Here is a 15644-nt window from a genome sequence, read left to right as displayed (position 1 = left end):
TTATGCGCCGTATTTCTTCTGCCACGCCTGTACCAGACGCTCGCCCAGCTCTTCTTTATCCATAAAGCCGAAGCCCAGCACGTTGCAGCCTTCGTTGATGGCGGTCACGCCCTCTTCCACGGAACGCATGCCGTATTTGGCCTTGTAGCCATATTTGGTTTGGGCAGTGATGGCACCCGCGCCGCCGCTGCCGCAGAAGGAGATGCCGAAGGTGGCGTTTTCCGCTTTCATCACGTCGCCGAGCTTCATGTCCGCCGCCATGCCCGGTACGACCACCGCGCGTCCACCTGCTTTTTCCACACCGGCAGCCACTTTCTGACCTTTACCCAGGCGATCGCCAATCACGACTGTAATCTGTTCCATGTGTTGCTCCTTAAAGGTTGTCTTTCGCGACTTCAAAGTGAACGGAGAGCAGCCAGGCTTCTTCATCAGGAAGATTGCCAAACTGCGCGACCACTTCACGGGCGAGCCGCATTGAATCCGGTGAAATTTCGTCAAACAGCTCTGCTTCAACCTCCGGCAGCGGCTCGCCGGTCACGGACCGGTGCGCCATTGCGCGCACGTGGGAGGTGAGCATCTGCTCCTGTACCGCATTGGGGATGATGTTGTTTCGGGCCAGCAGGGCATAAACCTGCTGCAGCATGGTGTTCGCGAGCTGTTCTGTTTGCTCCGCCTGTTCCCCAACGTCGTTCATTACCGCTCCGTTAATCACTGGTCTTACCCCGTTAATGGCTCTGGAATAAAACTAACGTTGGGGGGGAATTGTTTGTAGCGAGTTGTTTTCCACTTCGAAGTGGAAAGGCGAGCCGCAGCAGTGATCTGTGCCACATAAATGCGGTGAATCTGAATTAATGACGGTATTTGCGTGATGAATATCACGTATTCCAGCGGCAAAACGCGCGCCGGGGAAACGAAACGTTCAGGCGCGGTGACGCAAAAATGTGATGGCGATAGGGTTTACTTATTACCGCGTAAAAAAAACGGGGGCCGCTGGCCCCCGCTGGTTGTTTGTCAGATGCGCGATCGGTTAACGGTACTTCTTGTGGTAGGTATTACGGGTCGTCACAAACTGCTCGGCCGCCGCCTGGGCTTCCTTCACTTTGCCTTCGTTAGCCAGCTTCAGCGCGCCGTCGATCTGGCCGACCAGCACGTCAAAGCCGTGGCGGTAGTCTTTCATTTCTGCGCTGTCTGCCGCTTTGCTTTCCAGCTTCGGAGGCGTCGCTTTTTGTGCGTCCAGCGCCGCTTCACGCATTTTGGTCAGCGCGTCTTTCATTTCAGCCGCATTGTCGGTTTTCTGCACCACCTTCAGGTTTTGACCGAGGATGCCCATGTCGTCTTCAAGATCGGCAGCAAACGCAGAAGAGCCAAGAACCAGCGTTGAAGCCGCGACGATCGCTAACAGATGTTTACGCATTGCTCACTTCCTTTTTTATTATTAAAACGCCTTTACGGGTATTACTGACCGGCGATTTTCATTTCCGGCAGAAGTACAGAACCACACTGTATATTGCTACGTGTTTCAATATCGTTACCGACCGTAACGATATTGCGCCACATGTCCTTCAGGTTGCCGGCGATAGTAATTTCGCTCACCGGATACTGGATTTCGCCGTTTTCCACCCAGAAGCCCGCCGCGCCGCGCGAGTAGTCGCCGGTGATGCCGCTTACGCCCTGGCCCATTAGCTCGGTCACCACCAGCCCGGTGCCCATCTCTTTCAGCATCTGCTCAAAGTTCAGGCCCTGTCCGGCAATGCGCCAGTTGTGGATGCCGCCAGCGTGTCCGGTGCTTTTCAGCCCCAGCTTGCGCGCGGAGTAGTTGGTCAGCAGCCACTGGGTCAGAATGCCGTCTTTGATGATATCGCGACGTTCAGTGCGCACGCCTTCGCTGTCGAACGGCGTGGAGGCCAGCCCCTTCAGCAGATGCGGATGTTCTTCAATGGTGAGCCATTCCGGCAGGATCTGCTTGCCCAGCGAGTCGAGCAGGAAGGTCGATTTACGGTAAACCGAGCCGCCTGCGATAGCGCCCACCAGATGGCCAAACAGACCGGTCGCCACTTCGTTAGCAAAAATGACCGGGGCCTTCATGGTGGAGAGTTTACGCGGCGACAGGCGTGACAGCGTGCGTTCTGCACACTCTTTACCCACCCACTCAGGAGACTGCAAATCCCCCAGCGCACGGCCAATGGTGTAGGCGTAGTCGCGCTCCATGTCACCGTTCTCTTCGGCGATCACGCAGCTGGAGAGCGAATGACGGGTAGAGCAGTAGCCCTGCAGCATGCCGTGGCTGTTGCCGAAGACTTTGATGCCGTAATGGCTGTTGAAGCTGCCGCCTTCGGTATTGGTGATGCGCTTATCGGCCTGCAGGGAAGCCTGCTCGGCGCGCGCGGCGAGTTCGATCGCTTCGTCCGGGGTCACTTCCGCCGGGTGGAAAAGATCGAGATCCGGCGCGTCAAACGCCAGCAGGTCTTTATCCGCCACGCCTGCGTAAGGATCCGGAGAGGTATAACGGGCGATATCCAGCGCCGCCTGCACCGTACGGGCAATGGCATCCGGGCTGAGATCGGTAGATGACGCGCTGCCTTTGCGATTCTGGTGATACACCGTGATCCCAAGCGCGCCATCGCTGTTGAATTCTACGTTCTCCACTTCACCATAGCGGGTGCTCACGCTGATGCCGGTGGTTTTGCTGACCGCCACTTCGGCGCCATCTGATTTTTCTGAAGCAAGCATCAGCGCGGTGGAGACGGCTTCTTCAAGAATCTTACGCTGCGCTTCAACTTGTGAGGTTACTTTCATCGCAAATGCCATACTGTAAGAGAGAGTTATCTGAAGTCTAACAGAGAACCGTTTTTCAGTGCGCGTCTTAACTGGTAACATTAGCCTCTTTTTTTAAGGAGCCTGACATGACTAAGCAGCCCGAAGACTGGCTCGACGACGTTCCCGGTGATGACATCGAAGACGAAGATGATGAGATCATCTGGGTCAGTAAAAGTGAAATTAAACGTGACGCCGAAGAGTTAAAACAGCTTGGCGCAGAAATGGTAGAACTGGGTAAAAACGCGCTGGACAAGATCCCGCTCGACCAGGATCTGCGTGATGCCATTGAACTGGCACAGAAAATCAAGAAAGAAGGCCGTCGTCGCCAGCTTCAGCTTATCGGGAAAATGCTGCGTCAGCGCGACGTCGATCCGATCCGCCAGGCGCTGGACAAGCTGAAAAACCGCCACAACCAGCAGGTTGCGTTTTTCCACAAGCTTGAGCAGATCCGCGATCGCCTGATTGAACAGGGTGATGACGCCGTACCGGAAGTGCTGAACCTGTGGCCGGATGCCGACCGCCAGCAGCTGCGTTCCTTGATCCGCAACGCGCAGAAAGAGAAAGAAGGGAATAAGCCGCCGAAGTCTGCGCGCCTGATTTTCCAGTATCTGCGCGAGCTGTCTGAGAACGAAGAGTAATCTGTTCCCCTCACCCCGTAGGGGCGAGGGAGAAAAGAAAGTAGGCCCGGTAAGCGCAAGCGCCACCGGGCTTTTTTTTACTCTGCGGCTGCCGCTTCCGCTTTCTTCGCCAGACCGTCCAGCAGCTTCTGATGGATCCCACCAAAACCGCCGTTGCTCATCACCAGAATGTGGTCGCCAGGCTGTGCGGCTTTCACCACCATATCCGCGAGCGCATCCACATCCGCGCTCCAGTGCGCAGGCTGAATGCAGGCATCGGCCACTTCGGCCACCTGCCACGGAATATGCTGCGGCTGCAGCAGGAAGACCTCATCGGCACGTCCTAACGACGGCGCGAGATCATCTTTGCAGATGCCCATCTTCATGGTGTTCGAGCGCGGTTCCAGCACCGCCAGAATGCGGGCTGTCCCGCCGACCTTGCCGCGCAGGGCGGCAAGCGTTGCCAGAATAGCCGTTGGATGGTGCGCGAAATCGTCATACACGGTAACGCCGTGGGCTTCACCGCGCAGTTCCAGACGACGACGGGCGTTGATAAACGAGCCCAGCGCATTGGCCGCATCCGCAGGCAGAACGCCAACGTGACGCGCCGCAGCAATAGCCATCAGGCCGTTGTGCATGTTGTGCTCGCCCACCAGGCCCCACTTCACCTCACCCACTTTTTCACCGTCGAGCAGCACTTCCCACTCGGAGGCATCGGCGTTGAGTTTCTTCGCCTGCCAGTGGCCCTGCTCGCCCACCAGCTCCTGCTCGCTCCAGCAGCCCATCGCCATCGTCTGCTTCAGGTTGATGTCGTTCTCCGGCAGGATGATGCGCCCCTGGCCCGGAACAATGCGCACCAGGTGGTGGAACTGTTTCTGGATCGCTTTCAGGTCGTCAAAAATATCCGCGTGGTCGAACTCAAGGTTGTTGAGGATCAGCGTGCGCGGGCAGTAATGCACGAACTTGGAGCGCTTGTCGAAGAACGCGCAGTCGTATTCGTCGGCTTCGATCACGAAGAACGGGCTGTCACCCAGACGCGCAGAAACGTCGAAATTACCCGGTACGCCGCCAATCACGAAGCCCGGCTTGTAGCCGCAGGCTTCGAGGATCCAGGTCGCCATGCCCGCGGTCGTGGTTTTGCCATGGGTACCGGCAACGGCAACCACCCAACGGTCGCGCAGGACGAAGTCATGCAGCCACTGCGGGCCGGACATGAACGGAATATTGCGTTCCAGAACCGCCTCGACGCACGGATTGCCGCGGGTCATGGCGTTGCCGATGATCACCAGGTCTGGCTCGGGATCCAGCTGGCTGGCATCGTAGCCCTGAATTAACGAGATGCCCTGTTTCTCCAGAAGTGTGCTCATTGGCGGATACACATTGGCGTCCGAACCTGTCACTTCATGGCCCAGCGAGCGCGCCAGCATTGCCAGTCCGCCCATGAAAGTGCCACAAATCCCCAATATATGAATGCGCATACGTCACTATCCTTCTTCAATGTGGCGCACATTTTACTCACATGTTAGCGGCTGTGAAACGCATTTCAGGTAAATCCGTATGTTGCTGGCGCGATTCACCTCTGCGCTAATATTTGAATGTTTGTTAAGATTGTTGGGCTTTAGTCGTTTTAGTGAACATACAATCGCTCTACTCACAAAGATGCAGGGAAAGTGTTATGAAAACGTTAGGTGAATTTATTGTCGAAAAGCAGCACGAGTTCTCTCATGCTACCGGTGAACTCACTGCTTTGCTGTCGGCAATAAAGCTGGGCGCTAAGATCATCCACCGCGATATCAACAAGGCCGGTCTGGTCGATATCCTGGGTGCCAGCGGTGCCGAGAACGTTCAGGGCGAGGTTCAACAGAAGCTCGATCTGTTCGCAAATGAAAAATTGAAAGCTGCACTGCGCGCGCGCGACATCGTTGCGGGTATCGCCTCTGAAGAAGAAGATGAAATTGTTGTTTTCGAAGGGTGTGAACACGCTAAATACGTTGTTCTGATGGATCCGCTCGACGGCTCCTCAAACATCGACGTTAACGTTTCTGTCGGTACCATTTTCTCCATCTACCGCCGCGTCACGCCTGTTGGCACGCCGGTGACCGAAGAAGATTTCCTGCAGCCGGGCATTAACCAGGTTGCTGCCGGTTACGTCGTTTATGGCTCCTCCACCATGCTGGTGTACACCACCGGCTGCGGAGTTCACGCCTTTACGTACGATCCTTCACTGGGCGTTTTCTGCCTGAGCCAGGAACGCATGCGCTTCCCGGAGAAGGGCAACACCTACTCCATCAACGAAGGCAACTACATCCGCTTCCCGAACGGCGTGAAGAAGTACATTAAATTCTGCCAGGAAGAAGATAAAGCGACCCAGCGCCCGTACACGTCACGCTATATTGGCTCTCTGGTCGCGGATTTCCACCGTAACCTGCTGAAAGGCGGTATCTACCTCTACCCAAGCACCGCCAGCCACCCGGACGGGAAGCTGCGCCTGCTTTACGAGTGCAACCCGATGGCGTTCCTCGCCGAACAGGCGGGCGGCAAGGCGAGCGACGGTAAAGAGCGTATTCTGGATATCGTGCCGGAAAGCCTTCACCAGCGCCGTTCATTCTTCGTCGGCAACAACCACATGGTTGAAGACGTTGAACGTTTTATCCGTGAGTATCCGGACGCGTAATGCCTCTCTACAGGGGAGCCGTTCTGGCTCCCCTGTTCATTTATATATTTTACCGTATAAGTGTTTATAAAAAACATGCTTTAATATTCACCACTGCTCCTGCATTATTTCCATAACAGTTTGACAGATATTTCGTGGAGCAGAATCGCAATGAACAATTATTCCCGTGCTAATACCGGCATTGATTTAAATCTTATCCCTGTATTTATTGAAATCGTCCGCTGCGGCAGCATGGCTAAAGCCTCTTTGCGTCTGGAGATGTCACGTCCGGCGGTGAGTCTGGCCCTAAAGCGTTTTAATCAACTCTTTGATGAACCGTTATTTTTCCGCAAAGGTTTATATCTTGAACCGACGGAAAAAGCGTTAGCCTTAACCAGCTCACTGGAAATATTAATGGGTGAAATTCACGATAATATTGCGGCAGTTAATTCCGGAAAAAATAAAACCCCGGCACAGAACGTACCGGGGCTGGGTAATATTATGCAGCGGTCTGAGTCGTCACTTTGAATGATGACATGGCTTCCATCAGCTGACGCGACTGCTCCTCAAGAGAGCGGGTCGCGGCGGAGGATTGCTGCACCAGCGCGGCATTCTGCTGCGCGGTTTCGTCCATCTGATTCACCGCAATATTCACCTGCTCAATACCGCGGCTCTGCTCCTGAGACGCGGTCGCAATCTCACGCATCAGTTTGGTCATGCGCAGCACTTCTGTTGCGATTTCGTCCATGGTTTCGCCGGCCTGCTGGGCCAGCTCGCTGCCCTCGTTAACGTGGGTCTGCGAATCACTGATAAGCGATCGGATCTCTTTCGCCGCGTCGGCACTGCGGCTGGCAAGGTTTCGCACTTCGCCCGCGACGACGGCAAACCCGCGCCCCTGCTCGCCCGCGCGCGCCGCTTCCACGGAGGCGTTAAGCGCCAGGATATTGGTCTGGAAGGCAATACCGTCGATCACGCTCAGGATGTCGCCGATGCGCGCCGAGCTGCCGGAGATATCGCGCATTTTTTCAATTACGTAGCAAACCATTTCGCTGCCGTGATCGGCCGTGTCGGACACCGACTTCGCCAGCTGGTGCGCCTGCTCGGCGTTATCGGCGTTGAGCTTCACCGTCGCGGTGATCTGTTCCATGCTGGCCGCCGTCTGCTCCAGCGACGTGGCGGTGGATTCCGTACGCTCGGCAAGATCGCGGTTTCCCAGCGTCAGCTCGCGGCTACCGGTGTCAATTTGCGAGCTGGCATCGCGTACCCGCATAACCGAGTTCATCAGCGACTGTCGCATCTCCTCTATCACCGCGTTGAGGCGGTTAAACTCCTGGCTCGCGGGGGCATTCAGCGTATGGGTTAAATCCCCCGCCGCCACGTTCTCCAGCTGAGCGATCGATGCAGAGAGCGGCTTGAGCAGCATATGGCGCAGCACCAGCCACGCGAGCACGATAATGCCCGCCGTCAGCAGCGCTGCGACGATAATCAGGATCAGTACGCGGGTTTTACTCGCCTGCACGGCACTCACTTCCGCCTGACCACGCGCTTCGCTCCATTTCTGAAACGCCTGCATATCGTTATCAAACTGCTTCGCCACCGGAATCAGCGTCTTCTCCAGCAGATCGTAATACCCGTCCGCGCTCTGGTCATTCAGGGTTTTCAGCATCGGGTTGATCCCCTGCTGGCTATACGTCGCCAGGCTGGCCGCCACTTTATTGAGCAGCTGTTGCCCCTGCTCGTCAGCCACGCCGCCGTCGATCACGCCTTTCAGCGTTTTCTGGGCCAGGGCAACTTCCTGATTGATGTTTTTTACCGCTTTGGCCGCATCGTCCAGCATGCCGATTTCCATCATGCGGACGGCCTGACCCGCCTCATTGCGCGCGCGCAGGATCAGCGTGTAGCCTGAATTAAGCTGCACCATCTGCTCACCCTGAAGGTGATTAATACGCTGCAGTGAAGAAGAACTCTGTGTGAGGGCATAAATGCCAATGCCGCTGACAATCAGCAGCAGAAGGGTCATAACGGCCAGTAAAGAGAGCAAGCCGGTACGAATCGATAGCGTTTTAAGCATGATATTATTTCCGGTAGCGAGATATTTCTGGGCATAAAAAAAGAGTATCGGCCGCTACCGGAAAATGTTTAGACTTTAAGCAAATTCAGCGTGTTATCGCTCTGTTACCGATGTGTTTACGCGGGTAACAGGTGAGCTTTGGCGGTTCTCCCAGAGCACCGTAAGACCGCGCTGCAGGGCAATAAAGATAAACAGCAGAATGCCGATGGCGATCTTCGTCCACCAGGAGCTGAGCGTGCCGTCAAAGTTGATATAGGTTTGTATCAGCCCCTGGATCGCCACGCCGAACAGCGTCCCCAGCACCGTACCGACCCCGCCGCTCAGCAGCGTGCCGCCGATGACCACCGAAGCAATCGCATCCAGCTCAACGCCCACGCCTGCAAGGGCATAGCCCGCCTGGGTATACACCGAGAAGACGATACCCGCCAGCGTCGCCAGGCCGGTCGAGAGCATATAGATGCGGATGGTGGTACTGCGGGTGGAGATCCCCATCAGGTTTGCCGACGTGGCGTTACCGCCGATGGCGTAAACCTGGTTGCCAAACCGGGTACGGTGGGCGAGGAAGATGCCAATCACCACCACGCCCAGCATCAGCAGCCCCATCGCGCTCAGGCGGCCGCCGCCGGGAATTTTCCACGCCAGGCTGGAGAGCGTGTCGTACACCGGATGGTTAATCGGAATCGACTCTTCCGACACCAGGTAGCTCACCCCGCGCAGGAAGAACATCCCGGCGAGAGTAATGATAAACGCCGGGATTTTTAACGCGTCGATCAGCAGCCCCATAAAGGCACCAAACGCGCAGCCCATCGCCAGCACCAGCGGAAACGCCACCAGCGGAGAGATGCCCCAGAAGCCGATCGCCTTCGCGAGGAACACGCCCGTAAACGCGATCACCGACCCGACGGAGAGATCGATCCCGCCGGAGAGGATCACAAAGGTCATCCCGACGGCGATGATGCCTAAAAAGGCGTTATCGGTCAGGATATTGCAAATCACGCGGGTCGAGGCAAAACCGGGGAATTGGGTGAGGCAGTAGAGATACCCCAGCACAAACACGCCCAGCGTGATCATCAACGGTAAATTACGTTTTATCATGGCCACGGATCCCCTTAATGATGCTGACAAAGCGCGGCGACTGGACGATCAGCACGCAAAGCACGACCACCGCTTTCACCACCTGGTTGAGTTCCGGCTGAAACCCCGAAAGCAGGATCCCGGTGTTCATTCCCTGAATGATCAGCGCGCCAATCACCGAGAGCAGCAGGTTAAAGCGCCCGCCCATCAGCGATCCACCGCCGATCACCACCGCGAGGATCGCGTCCAGCTCCAGCCAGAGCCCCGCGTTGTTGGCATCGGCCCCGCGAATATCCGCCGCGACGATGACCCCGGCGATGGCGGCGCAGACGCCGCTCAGCACGTAGGTCAGCATCACCATCAGACGGGTGTTGACCCCGGCGTTGCGCGCGGCGCGGATGTTGATCCCGACGGCTTCAATGAACATGCCCAGCGCCGTTTTGCGGGTGAAAAGCCAGAAGACAACGAGCGTGACCAGGGCAACGATCACCGGCGTCGGGAAGAACAGAAGGTTGCCGCTCCCGATCCACGCCAGGCTCGGCGAGTTAAAGGTGACAATCTGCCCGGAGGTAATCAGCTGCGCCACACCGCGCCCGGCCACCATTAAGATAAGGGTGGCGACAAAGGGCTGAATTTTCAGCACCGCCACCAGAATGCCGTTCCATAATCCGGCCAGCACGCCGGTGCCTAAGGCCGCCAGCAGTACCACCGGCAGGCTGTGTCCGGACACGGTCATGGAGGCTGCCGTGGCCCCGGCGATAGCCATCACCGCGCCGACGGAGAGGTCAATCCCGCCGGTGGCGATGACCAGCGTCATCCCGATGGCCAGCAGCGCCACGGGCGCGGCACGGTTTAGAATGTCTATCGGGCTGCCAAACAGGCGGCCATCCTGCACGATAATCTGGAAGAAATGCGGCGCGACCAGGCTATCAACCAGCAGCACCACCAGCAGCGCTGCGATTTGCGGCGTGCCGGTTGGCCAGCTGAAGCGGCGCTTTGTCTCACCGGTTTGCGAAAGCGAACGGGGCATCACGATTTACTCCTTATGCCGCGATGGCATTCATGATCGCCGGAACGGACAGCTTATCCAGCGGGATCTCTGCCACCTGTTTGCGATCGCGCATGATGATGACGCGATCGGCATAGCCCACCAGCTCTTCCAGCTCGGACGAAATAACCAGCAGCGCCAGACCGTCCGCGCACAGGGTTTCGATAAGCCGGATAATTTCGGCGTGCGCCCCCACGTCAATGCCGCGGGTCGGTTCGTCGAGGATCAGGAACTGGGGTTTGGTCAGCAGCCAGCGGGAGAGCAGCACCTTCTGCTGGTTGCCGCCGGAGAGGAACTCGATAGGCTGTTCCGCGCTCGGGGTACGAATACCCAGCTGACGGATAAAGCGCTCGGCAATGGCGTTTTGCTCTTTACGGGGGATCGGGCGCAGCCAGCCGCGCTGGGCCTGCAGCGCCAGAATGATATTTTCCCGCACCGAAGCCGCGGCAATAATGCCGTCCGTTTTCCGATCTTCCGGGCAGAAGCCGACGCCCAGACAGGAGGCCTGATGCGGGGATCGCAGGGTTTGCGGTTTGCCCTTGATCAGCGCGGTGCCGCTGTCGGCCGGCTTGATTCCGAATATCACCTCGGCGGTTTCGGTCCGGCCGGAGCCCAGCAGGCCCGCCAGCCCGACAATTTCGCCAGGGCGGACTTCCAGATTAAACGGCGATATCACGCCTTTCTTGCCGTAATCGCTGAACGCGGCGACCGGTTTCTCGCTGAGCAGCGTGCGCCCGGCGCGCTGAAGGGCGTTGGTTTCCAGCTCGCGGCCCAGCATCATTTTCACCAGTTCGATCTGCGGCAGCTCGCGGGTTTCGCGGCAGCCGACAAAGCTGCCGTTGCGCAGCACCGTGATGCGATCGCTTACCTCATATACCTGATCGAGGAAGTGGGTAACGAAGATCAGGCTGACGCCCTGATCGCGCAGCTGGCGCATCAGGGTAAAGAGCATCTCAACTTCCTGGGTATCGAGGCTGGCGGTGGGTTCGTCGAGGATGAGTACCTTCGCGGAGAGATCGATCGCGCGACAGATGGCGACGATCTGCTGCATCGCCACGGAAAAGCGGTTCAGCGGCTCGCGGACGTCAAGGGAGAAGCCGTACGACTCCATCAGCTTTGTCGCCCGCGCCTCCATCTCTTTGCGGCGCAGCAGGCCAAAACGTCGCGGCTCACGGCCAATAAACAGATTATCCGCCACCGACATATTCGGCAGCAGGTTTACTTCCTGGTACACCGTCCCGATCCCCAGCAGCTGGGCATGGGCGGTATTTTTCGGCGAAATGGCGTTGCCTTCCAGCCAGATGGTGCCGCGATCGGCGTGATAAACGCCGGTCAGGGATTTAATCAGCGTCGATTTTCCCGCGCCGTTCTCGCCCAGCAGCGCCATAATCTCACCGCGCCGCAGGCTGAAATCAACGTTATCCAGCGCCTTTACGCCGGGGAAGAATTTACTCAAGCCCTCTGTGCGGAGGATTTCCTGGTGTTGTTCAGTGGTCATGGTTTTCCCCCTCACCCTGACCCTCTCCCCGGAGGGGAGAGGGGATTGATCGTGCCAATTGTTAATATCCAGCTCCGCCCTGCCTTTCTCCCTCTCCCCTCCGGGGAGAGGGCTGGGGTGAGGGGCGCGGGTCTTAGTAGCCCATATTTTTCTTCTTCTCTAACTCTTCTTTCGCCGTATCAGGCAGGTAGAGCGTGGACTTAGTGACCGTCACCTTCTCAGGCATCGTGCCGTCTTTCTTGAATTTCTCCAGCGCGTCGAATGCCGGACCCGCCATGTTTGGCGTCAGCTCCACGCTGGCGTTGGCTTCGCCGTCGATCATCGCTTTGTAGATGTCCGGCACGCCGTCGATAGAGCCGGTGAGGATATCTTTGCCCGGCTTCAGGCCCGCTTCTTTAATCGCCTGAATCGCACCGATCACCATGTCATCATTGTGGGCGTAAACCATGCAGATGTTCTTGCCGTTGTTTTCAGCCTTAATGAAGCTCTCCATGACCTCTTTACCTTTACTGCGCGTAAAGTCGCCGGACTGAGAGCGGATAATCTTGATGTTTGGCGCTTTAGCGATGGCCTCAGCAAAGCCTTTTTTACGGTCGATGGCCACGCTCGCGCCGACGGTGCCCTGCAGCTCAACGACGTTACACGGCTTGCCGTCGACCTGTTTCACCAGCCAGTCGCCAATCAATTGCCCTTCCAGCACGTTGTTGGCGGTCACGGTGGTCATATAGAGGGATTTGTCTTTGACGTCGATGGAACGGTCGAGCAGGAAGACCGGGATCTCAGCGTCTTTCGCTTCCTTCAGGACGGGTTCCCAGCCGGTCGCCACGACGGGTGCAATAAAGATGGCATCCACGCCCTGGGCGATAAAGGAGCGCACGGCTTTGATCTGATTCTCTTGTTTTTGCTGACCATCGGCGATTTTCAAGGTAATGCCGCGTTTCTGAGCCTCGCTTTTCGCAACGTTGGTTTCTGCCGCTCGCCAGCCAGATTCAGAGCCGACCTGCGAAAAACCTACGGTTAAGGGAGCGGCCATCGCCATAGACGACATGGCTGCCGAAACTGCTGTGACAAGAAGTAAGCGCTTCCACATATGAGCGTCCTCGTAGGGGTGTTTATTGTTGGTTAAAAGATGTTCTGCGAAATGACTATAGCCCATGAAATATGTAACGAATTGCGTTACATCACACTTCAGAAAAGTGAATAAAACGTTAATCACAAGTTTGTAATCGCTTTCATTTCACCATGAAAAATGCGGCTGAGTTTATGGATTTTTCTGTCATGGAAAGGGTCTGAAAAGTGGGAAAAGCGGGGAGAGAAAGCGAAAACAGGCGGAGACATTCAGCGCGAGTTGGCTATAATACCTGCCACTTGTTTACCATCCATTTTAAAGGACACCGACATGAGCTTACTCAACGTCCCAGCGGGTAAAGAACTGCCAGAAGACATCTACGTAGTTATCGAAATCCCGGCTAACGCAGATCCGATCAAATACGAAGTGGACAAAGAGAGCGGCGCCCTGTTCGTAGACCGTTTCATGTCTACCGCGATGTTCTATCCGTGCAACTACGGTTACATCAACCACACCCTGTCTCTGGACGGTGACCCGGTTGACGTGCTGGTCCCAACGCCATACCCACTGGAGCCAGGCTCCGTCATTCGCTGCCGTCCAGTTGGCGTGCTGAAAATGACCGACGAATCCGGTGAAGATGCGAAGCTGGTTGCGGTACCGCACACCAAGCTGAGCAAAGAATACGATCACATCAAAGATGTGAACGACCTGCCAGAGCTGCTGAAAGCGCAGATCACTCACTTCTTCGAGCATTACAAAGACCTCGAAAAAGGCAAGTGGGTTAAAGTTGACGGCTGGGACAACGCAGAAGCGGCGAAAGCAGAAATCATCGCCTCCTTCGAACGCGCTGCTAAGAAGTAATTCTTACTGCTGTTAATGAAGGCCCCGCGAGTCGGGGCTTTTTTATTTCCCTGGTTGAGAGTAGTACAAACTTAACTTTTAAGAATAATCCCATTCCTTTTGTTTTGGATATTAAAAACAAAAAAAGACTCCCTATCATTTATAGTGGGAGTGGTTGAATAGCCTGGCTGTTCACAACATACTGTCATGATGATCATTAATCCCCATTCATTACAGGATTCATATGTCATCCATTAACATTGATGTTGCCCGCCCAACTGGAATTTATTTTATCATTGAACGGTTGTATTCCCGCGATGGTTATATGCCTTCTATTGGGGAAATCAGCCCCTCTTTGACACAGGTGCACCGTACTGTCATTCAGCTAAAACGCAAGCAGGATATGTTTATGGATGGTGTTAAGGTTACCCCTAAAGATATTACCCTTTGGCAACAGATAAAATATATTACGGGTTCAAAAGTAACGACCAAGGATACAGATGCGTTAGTGTATACGACCGATTTTATCGGCTCCCTTGTTGCCACCACGCCTTTAGGTAATATTGAGCATGAAAATATTCCTCGCTTCCTCACGACAGAGTCTATCCACTCCCTTCCACAGGCGGTGAGTTATGGGCGTGATCCCATCCCACAAGTCCTTCTTTATGGTCGTAAGGATATAGTCTTCTTTATGGATAATGGTGGTAAGGGTACACCAACCGCTATTGCAAAATATAACCACAATACTCGTGACCTTGCCATAATCAAAGATCAGCTAGAAGCCAGTAAAACGATGAAGGAGCTGCTATCTAAGGGAGCAAAATTATGAGTAAGAAAAGCCATGTCATAAGCCTATTCGTCCTTATTATTGCCTCCTTTGTCTTTGGCAGAAGTACTTATGTTGAATATCTGTCATGGTACTATGGAAGCGATCATTTAATATTCAGTCAAATAAATAGCGCATTACTATCTGGTTTACTTAACGGACTTTACTTCGCGCTATCATCAAGCATTATTTATGCGTTACTCACTCTATTAAAAACAATTCCCAGAAATATCTTTTTTTCTTGTCTTCTGCAATTCTTTATTAACATAGGGCTATATACGCTTTTTGTTGCAGTAGATAAAGGTTATAGTAAATTGCATACTTTAGGCTCGGGTGCTACTGATATCACCCAAAGCTATTTTTTAGGGGCGTTGCTGATGAGCACACTCCTGACCGTCGCGATCGTGAGCGTTATACATGCTAAGTTTCTTTCTTCAAAGCATAAAGATGGGCTACATAAAGGCGTTTGACTGTTACGGTAAAGACAGTAAATGGCAGTATCTCTGCATCATGACATTCCAGCTTGCCTGGTTTTTGTTTTACTTATGGATCCCTTATCGAAGCGATTATGTGATTCTGCTGTTTTTACTGTTTTTCCTGCCCGTCATTTCAAGCAATACGCGGTGCATAAACTACTATGGCCGTTCACGCGCCTTGTGTTTTTTATGGCTTATTGCCCCGTACATCATGCTGTTCGTTCCTCTGTTTTTAACCCGACGCCGGGATACAGAAGAGAGTTGAAGGAATAAAAAAAACAACGCCACCTCACGGTGGCGTTGTTTTTTTCAGTACTGGTCTCTGTCTAACCAGTTACCGCTTACAATCCGCGTTAACCCTTCGACCGGACGCTGGTAGACGTACATCCACGCACTTCCGTACGGAGTCTGGATCAACTGGCGTGCGTATTCACCGCCCCTGGTGCGCAAGGCATCAAGTTCGGCAAGCGTCGCGTTATCAATACGATAGACTTCACCCTGTACTGTTCCTTCGCCCGGAACCGCGCCTGGATAGTGGCCCAGGCTGTACAACTGGTAGTTCTCGATATTGTAATTCCCCAGCAGCAGGGCATTGGTCATCCAGTGACTGTTGCCTTGCTTGGTTCGTAAACTGCCGTAGACAAATATTCGCATT

General features: G+C 54.9%; 17 protein-coding genes. 6 read left to right on the top strand and 11 right to left on the bottom strand.

Annotated features, from left to right (window positions below):
- The 4 genes from EnteroDNA1_RS16325 to pmbA form a co-directional block, all read right to left on the bottom strand.
- Window positions 1–363, bottom strand: coding sequence for an SFCGS family glycine-rich protein (locus EnteroDNA1_RS16325; protein WP_023293430.1), 363 nt, complete (start codon window positions 361–363; stop codon window positions 1–3).
- Window positions 364–373: 10 nt separating this feature from the next.
- Window positions 374–712: a glycine dehydrogenase gene (locus EnteroDNA1_RS16320; RefSeq protein WP_025911967.1), complete on the bottom strand. Its 339-nt coding sequence runs from the start codon at window positions 710–712 to the stop codon at window positions 374–376.
- A gap of 315 nt (window positions 713–1027) precedes the next feature.
- Window positions 1028–1414 (bottom strand): cytochrome b562, encoded by a 387-nt coding sequence (gene cybC / locus EnteroDNA1_RS16315; protein WP_008501412.1) that lies wholly within the window; start codon window positions 1412–1414, stop codon window positions 1028–1030.
- Between the two features lie 41 nt (window positions 1415–1455).
- Complete coding sequence (gene pmbA, locus EnteroDNA1_RS16310; protein WP_023310180.1) at window positions 1456–2808, bottom strand: metalloprotease PmbA; 1353 nt, start codon at window positions 2806–2808, stop codon at window positions 1456–1458.
- 95 nt (window positions 2809–2903) lie between these two features.
- Here pmbA and yjgA point away from each other — a divergent pair, with 95 nt between their 5' ends.
- On the top strand, window positions 2904–3455 hold the full coding sequence (gene yjgA, locus EnteroDNA1_RS16305) for a ribosome biogenesis factor YjgA (protein ID WP_029739257.1): 552 nt from the start codon (window positions 2904–2906) through the stop codon (window positions 3453–3455).
- A gap of 77 nt (window positions 3456–3532) precedes the next feature.
- Here the strand turns inward: yjgA and mpl are convergent, their stop codons facing one another.
- Window positions 3533–4912, bottom strand: a complete 1380-nt coding sequence (gene mpl, locus EnteroDNA1_RS16300) for a UDP-N-acetylmuramate:L-alanyl-gamma-D-glutamyl-meso-diaminopimelate ligase (RefSeq protein ID WP_029739256.1) — start codon at window positions 4910–4912, stop codon at window positions 3533–3535.
- A gap of 197 nt (window positions 4913–5109) precedes the next feature.
- On the opposite strand from mpl, the gene fbp reads away from it, so the two are divergent.
- Together fbp and EnteroDNA1_RS16290 are read left to right on the top strand one after the other, a co-directional pair.
- Window positions 5110–6108: a class 1 fructose-bisphosphatase gene (gene fbp / locus EnteroDNA1_RS16295; protein WP_023310178.1), complete on the top strand. Its 999-nt coding sequence runs from the start codon at window positions 5110–5112 to the stop codon at window positions 6106–6108.
- 150 nt (window positions 6109–6258) lie between these two features.
- The gene (locus tag EnteroDNA1_RS16290) at window positions 6259–6615 is read left to right on the top strand and encodes a helix-turn-helix domain-containing protein (protein WP_033144492.1); all 357 of its coding nucleotides are present in this window, start codon (window positions 6259–6261) and stop codon (window positions 6613–6615) included.
- Here the strand turns inward: EnteroDNA1_RS16290 and EnteroDNA1_RS16285 are convergent.
- From EnteroDNA1_RS16285 to ytfQ, 5 genes are all read right to left on the bottom strand, one after another.
- Window positions 6587–8158, bottom strand: a complete 1572-nt coding sequence (locus tag EnteroDNA1_RS16285; RefSeq protein ID WP_069303563.1) for a methyl-accepting chemotaxis protein — start codon at window positions 8156–8158, stop codon at window positions 6587–6589. The two genes, EnteroDNA1_RS16290 and EnteroDNA1_RS16285, sit on opposite strands and share 29 nt — an antisense overlap.
- A gap of 93 nt (window positions 8159–8251) precedes the next feature.
- Window positions 8252–9253, bottom strand: a complete 1002-nt coding sequence (yjfF, locus tag EnteroDNA1_RS16280; protein WP_023293434.1) for a galactofuranose ABC transporter, permease protein YjfF — start codon at window positions 9251–9253, stop codon at window positions 8252–8254.
- Window positions 9240–10265: a galactofuranose ABC transporter, ATP-binding protein YtfT gene (gene ytfT / locus EnteroDNA1_RS16275; RefSeq protein WP_166670506.1), complete on the bottom strand. Its 1026-nt coding sequence runs from the start codon at window positions 10263–10265 to the stop codon at window positions 9240–9242. Before ytfT ends, yjfF begins: the two co-directional genes overlap by 14 nt.
- A 10-nt stretch (window positions 10266–10275) precedes the next feature.
- Window positions 10276–11778 carry a galactofuranose ABC transporter, ATP-binding protein YtfR gene (gene ytfR / locus EnteroDNA1_RS16270; protein WP_069303562.1) on the bottom strand — a complete coding sequence of 501 codons (1503 nt, stop codon included), beginning with the start codon at window positions 11776–11778 and terminating at the stop codon, window positions 10276–10278.
- A 133-nt stretch (window positions 11779–11911) separates the two neighbouring features.
- Entirely contained in the window at window positions 11912–12868 is a 957-nt protein-coding gene (gene ytfQ / locus EnteroDNA1_RS16265) for a galactofuranose ABC transporter substrate-binding protein YtfQ (protein ID WP_014882271.1), read from the bottom strand.
- A gap of 309 nt (window positions 12869–13177) precedes the next feature.
- On the opposite strand from ytfQ, the gene ppa reads away from it, so the two are divergent.
- The 3 genes from ppa (at window position 13178) to EnteroDNA1_RS16250 (ending at window position 14983) form a co-directional block, all read left to right on the top strand.
- A complete protein-coding gene (ppa, locus tag EnteroDNA1_RS16260; RefSeq protein WP_010427397.1) occupies window positions 13178–13708 on the top strand; it encodes an inorganic diphosphatase in 531 nt (176 codons plus the stop codon).
- A 223-nt stretch (window positions 13709–13931) separates the two neighbouring features.
- A complete protein-coding gene (locus EnteroDNA1_RS16255) occupies window positions 13932–14516 on the top strand; it encodes a hypothetical protein (protein ID WP_032662463.1) in 585 nt (194 codons plus the stop codon).
- A complete protein-coding gene (locus tag EnteroDNA1_RS16250) occupies window positions 14513–14983 on the top strand; it encodes a hypothetical protein (protein WP_064673135.1) in 471 nt (156 codons plus the stop codon). Before EnteroDNA1_RS16255 ends, EnteroDNA1_RS16250 begins: the two co-directional genes overlap by 4 nt.
- Window positions 14984–15298: 315 nt before the next feature.
- Here EnteroDNA1_RS16250 and EnteroDNA1_RS16240 read toward each other — a convergent pair whose 3' ends face one another.
- Window positions 15299–15643 carry a gamma-glutamylcyclotransferase family protein gene (locus EnteroDNA1_RS16240; protein ID WP_014830431.1) on the bottom strand — a complete coding sequence of 115 codons (345 nt, stop codon included), beginning with the start codon at window positions 15641–15643 and terminating at the stop codon, window positions 15299–15301.
- Window position 15644 lies beyond the last annotated feature (1 nt).

The organism is Enterobacter sp. HK169 (assembly GCF_001719105.1).
Classification (GTDB): Bacteria; Pseudomonadota; Gammaproteobacteria; order Enterobacterales; family Enterobacteriaceae; genus Enterobacter; species Enterobacter asburiae_B.
This window is presented reverse-complemented; position numbering and strand designations above follow the sequence as displayed.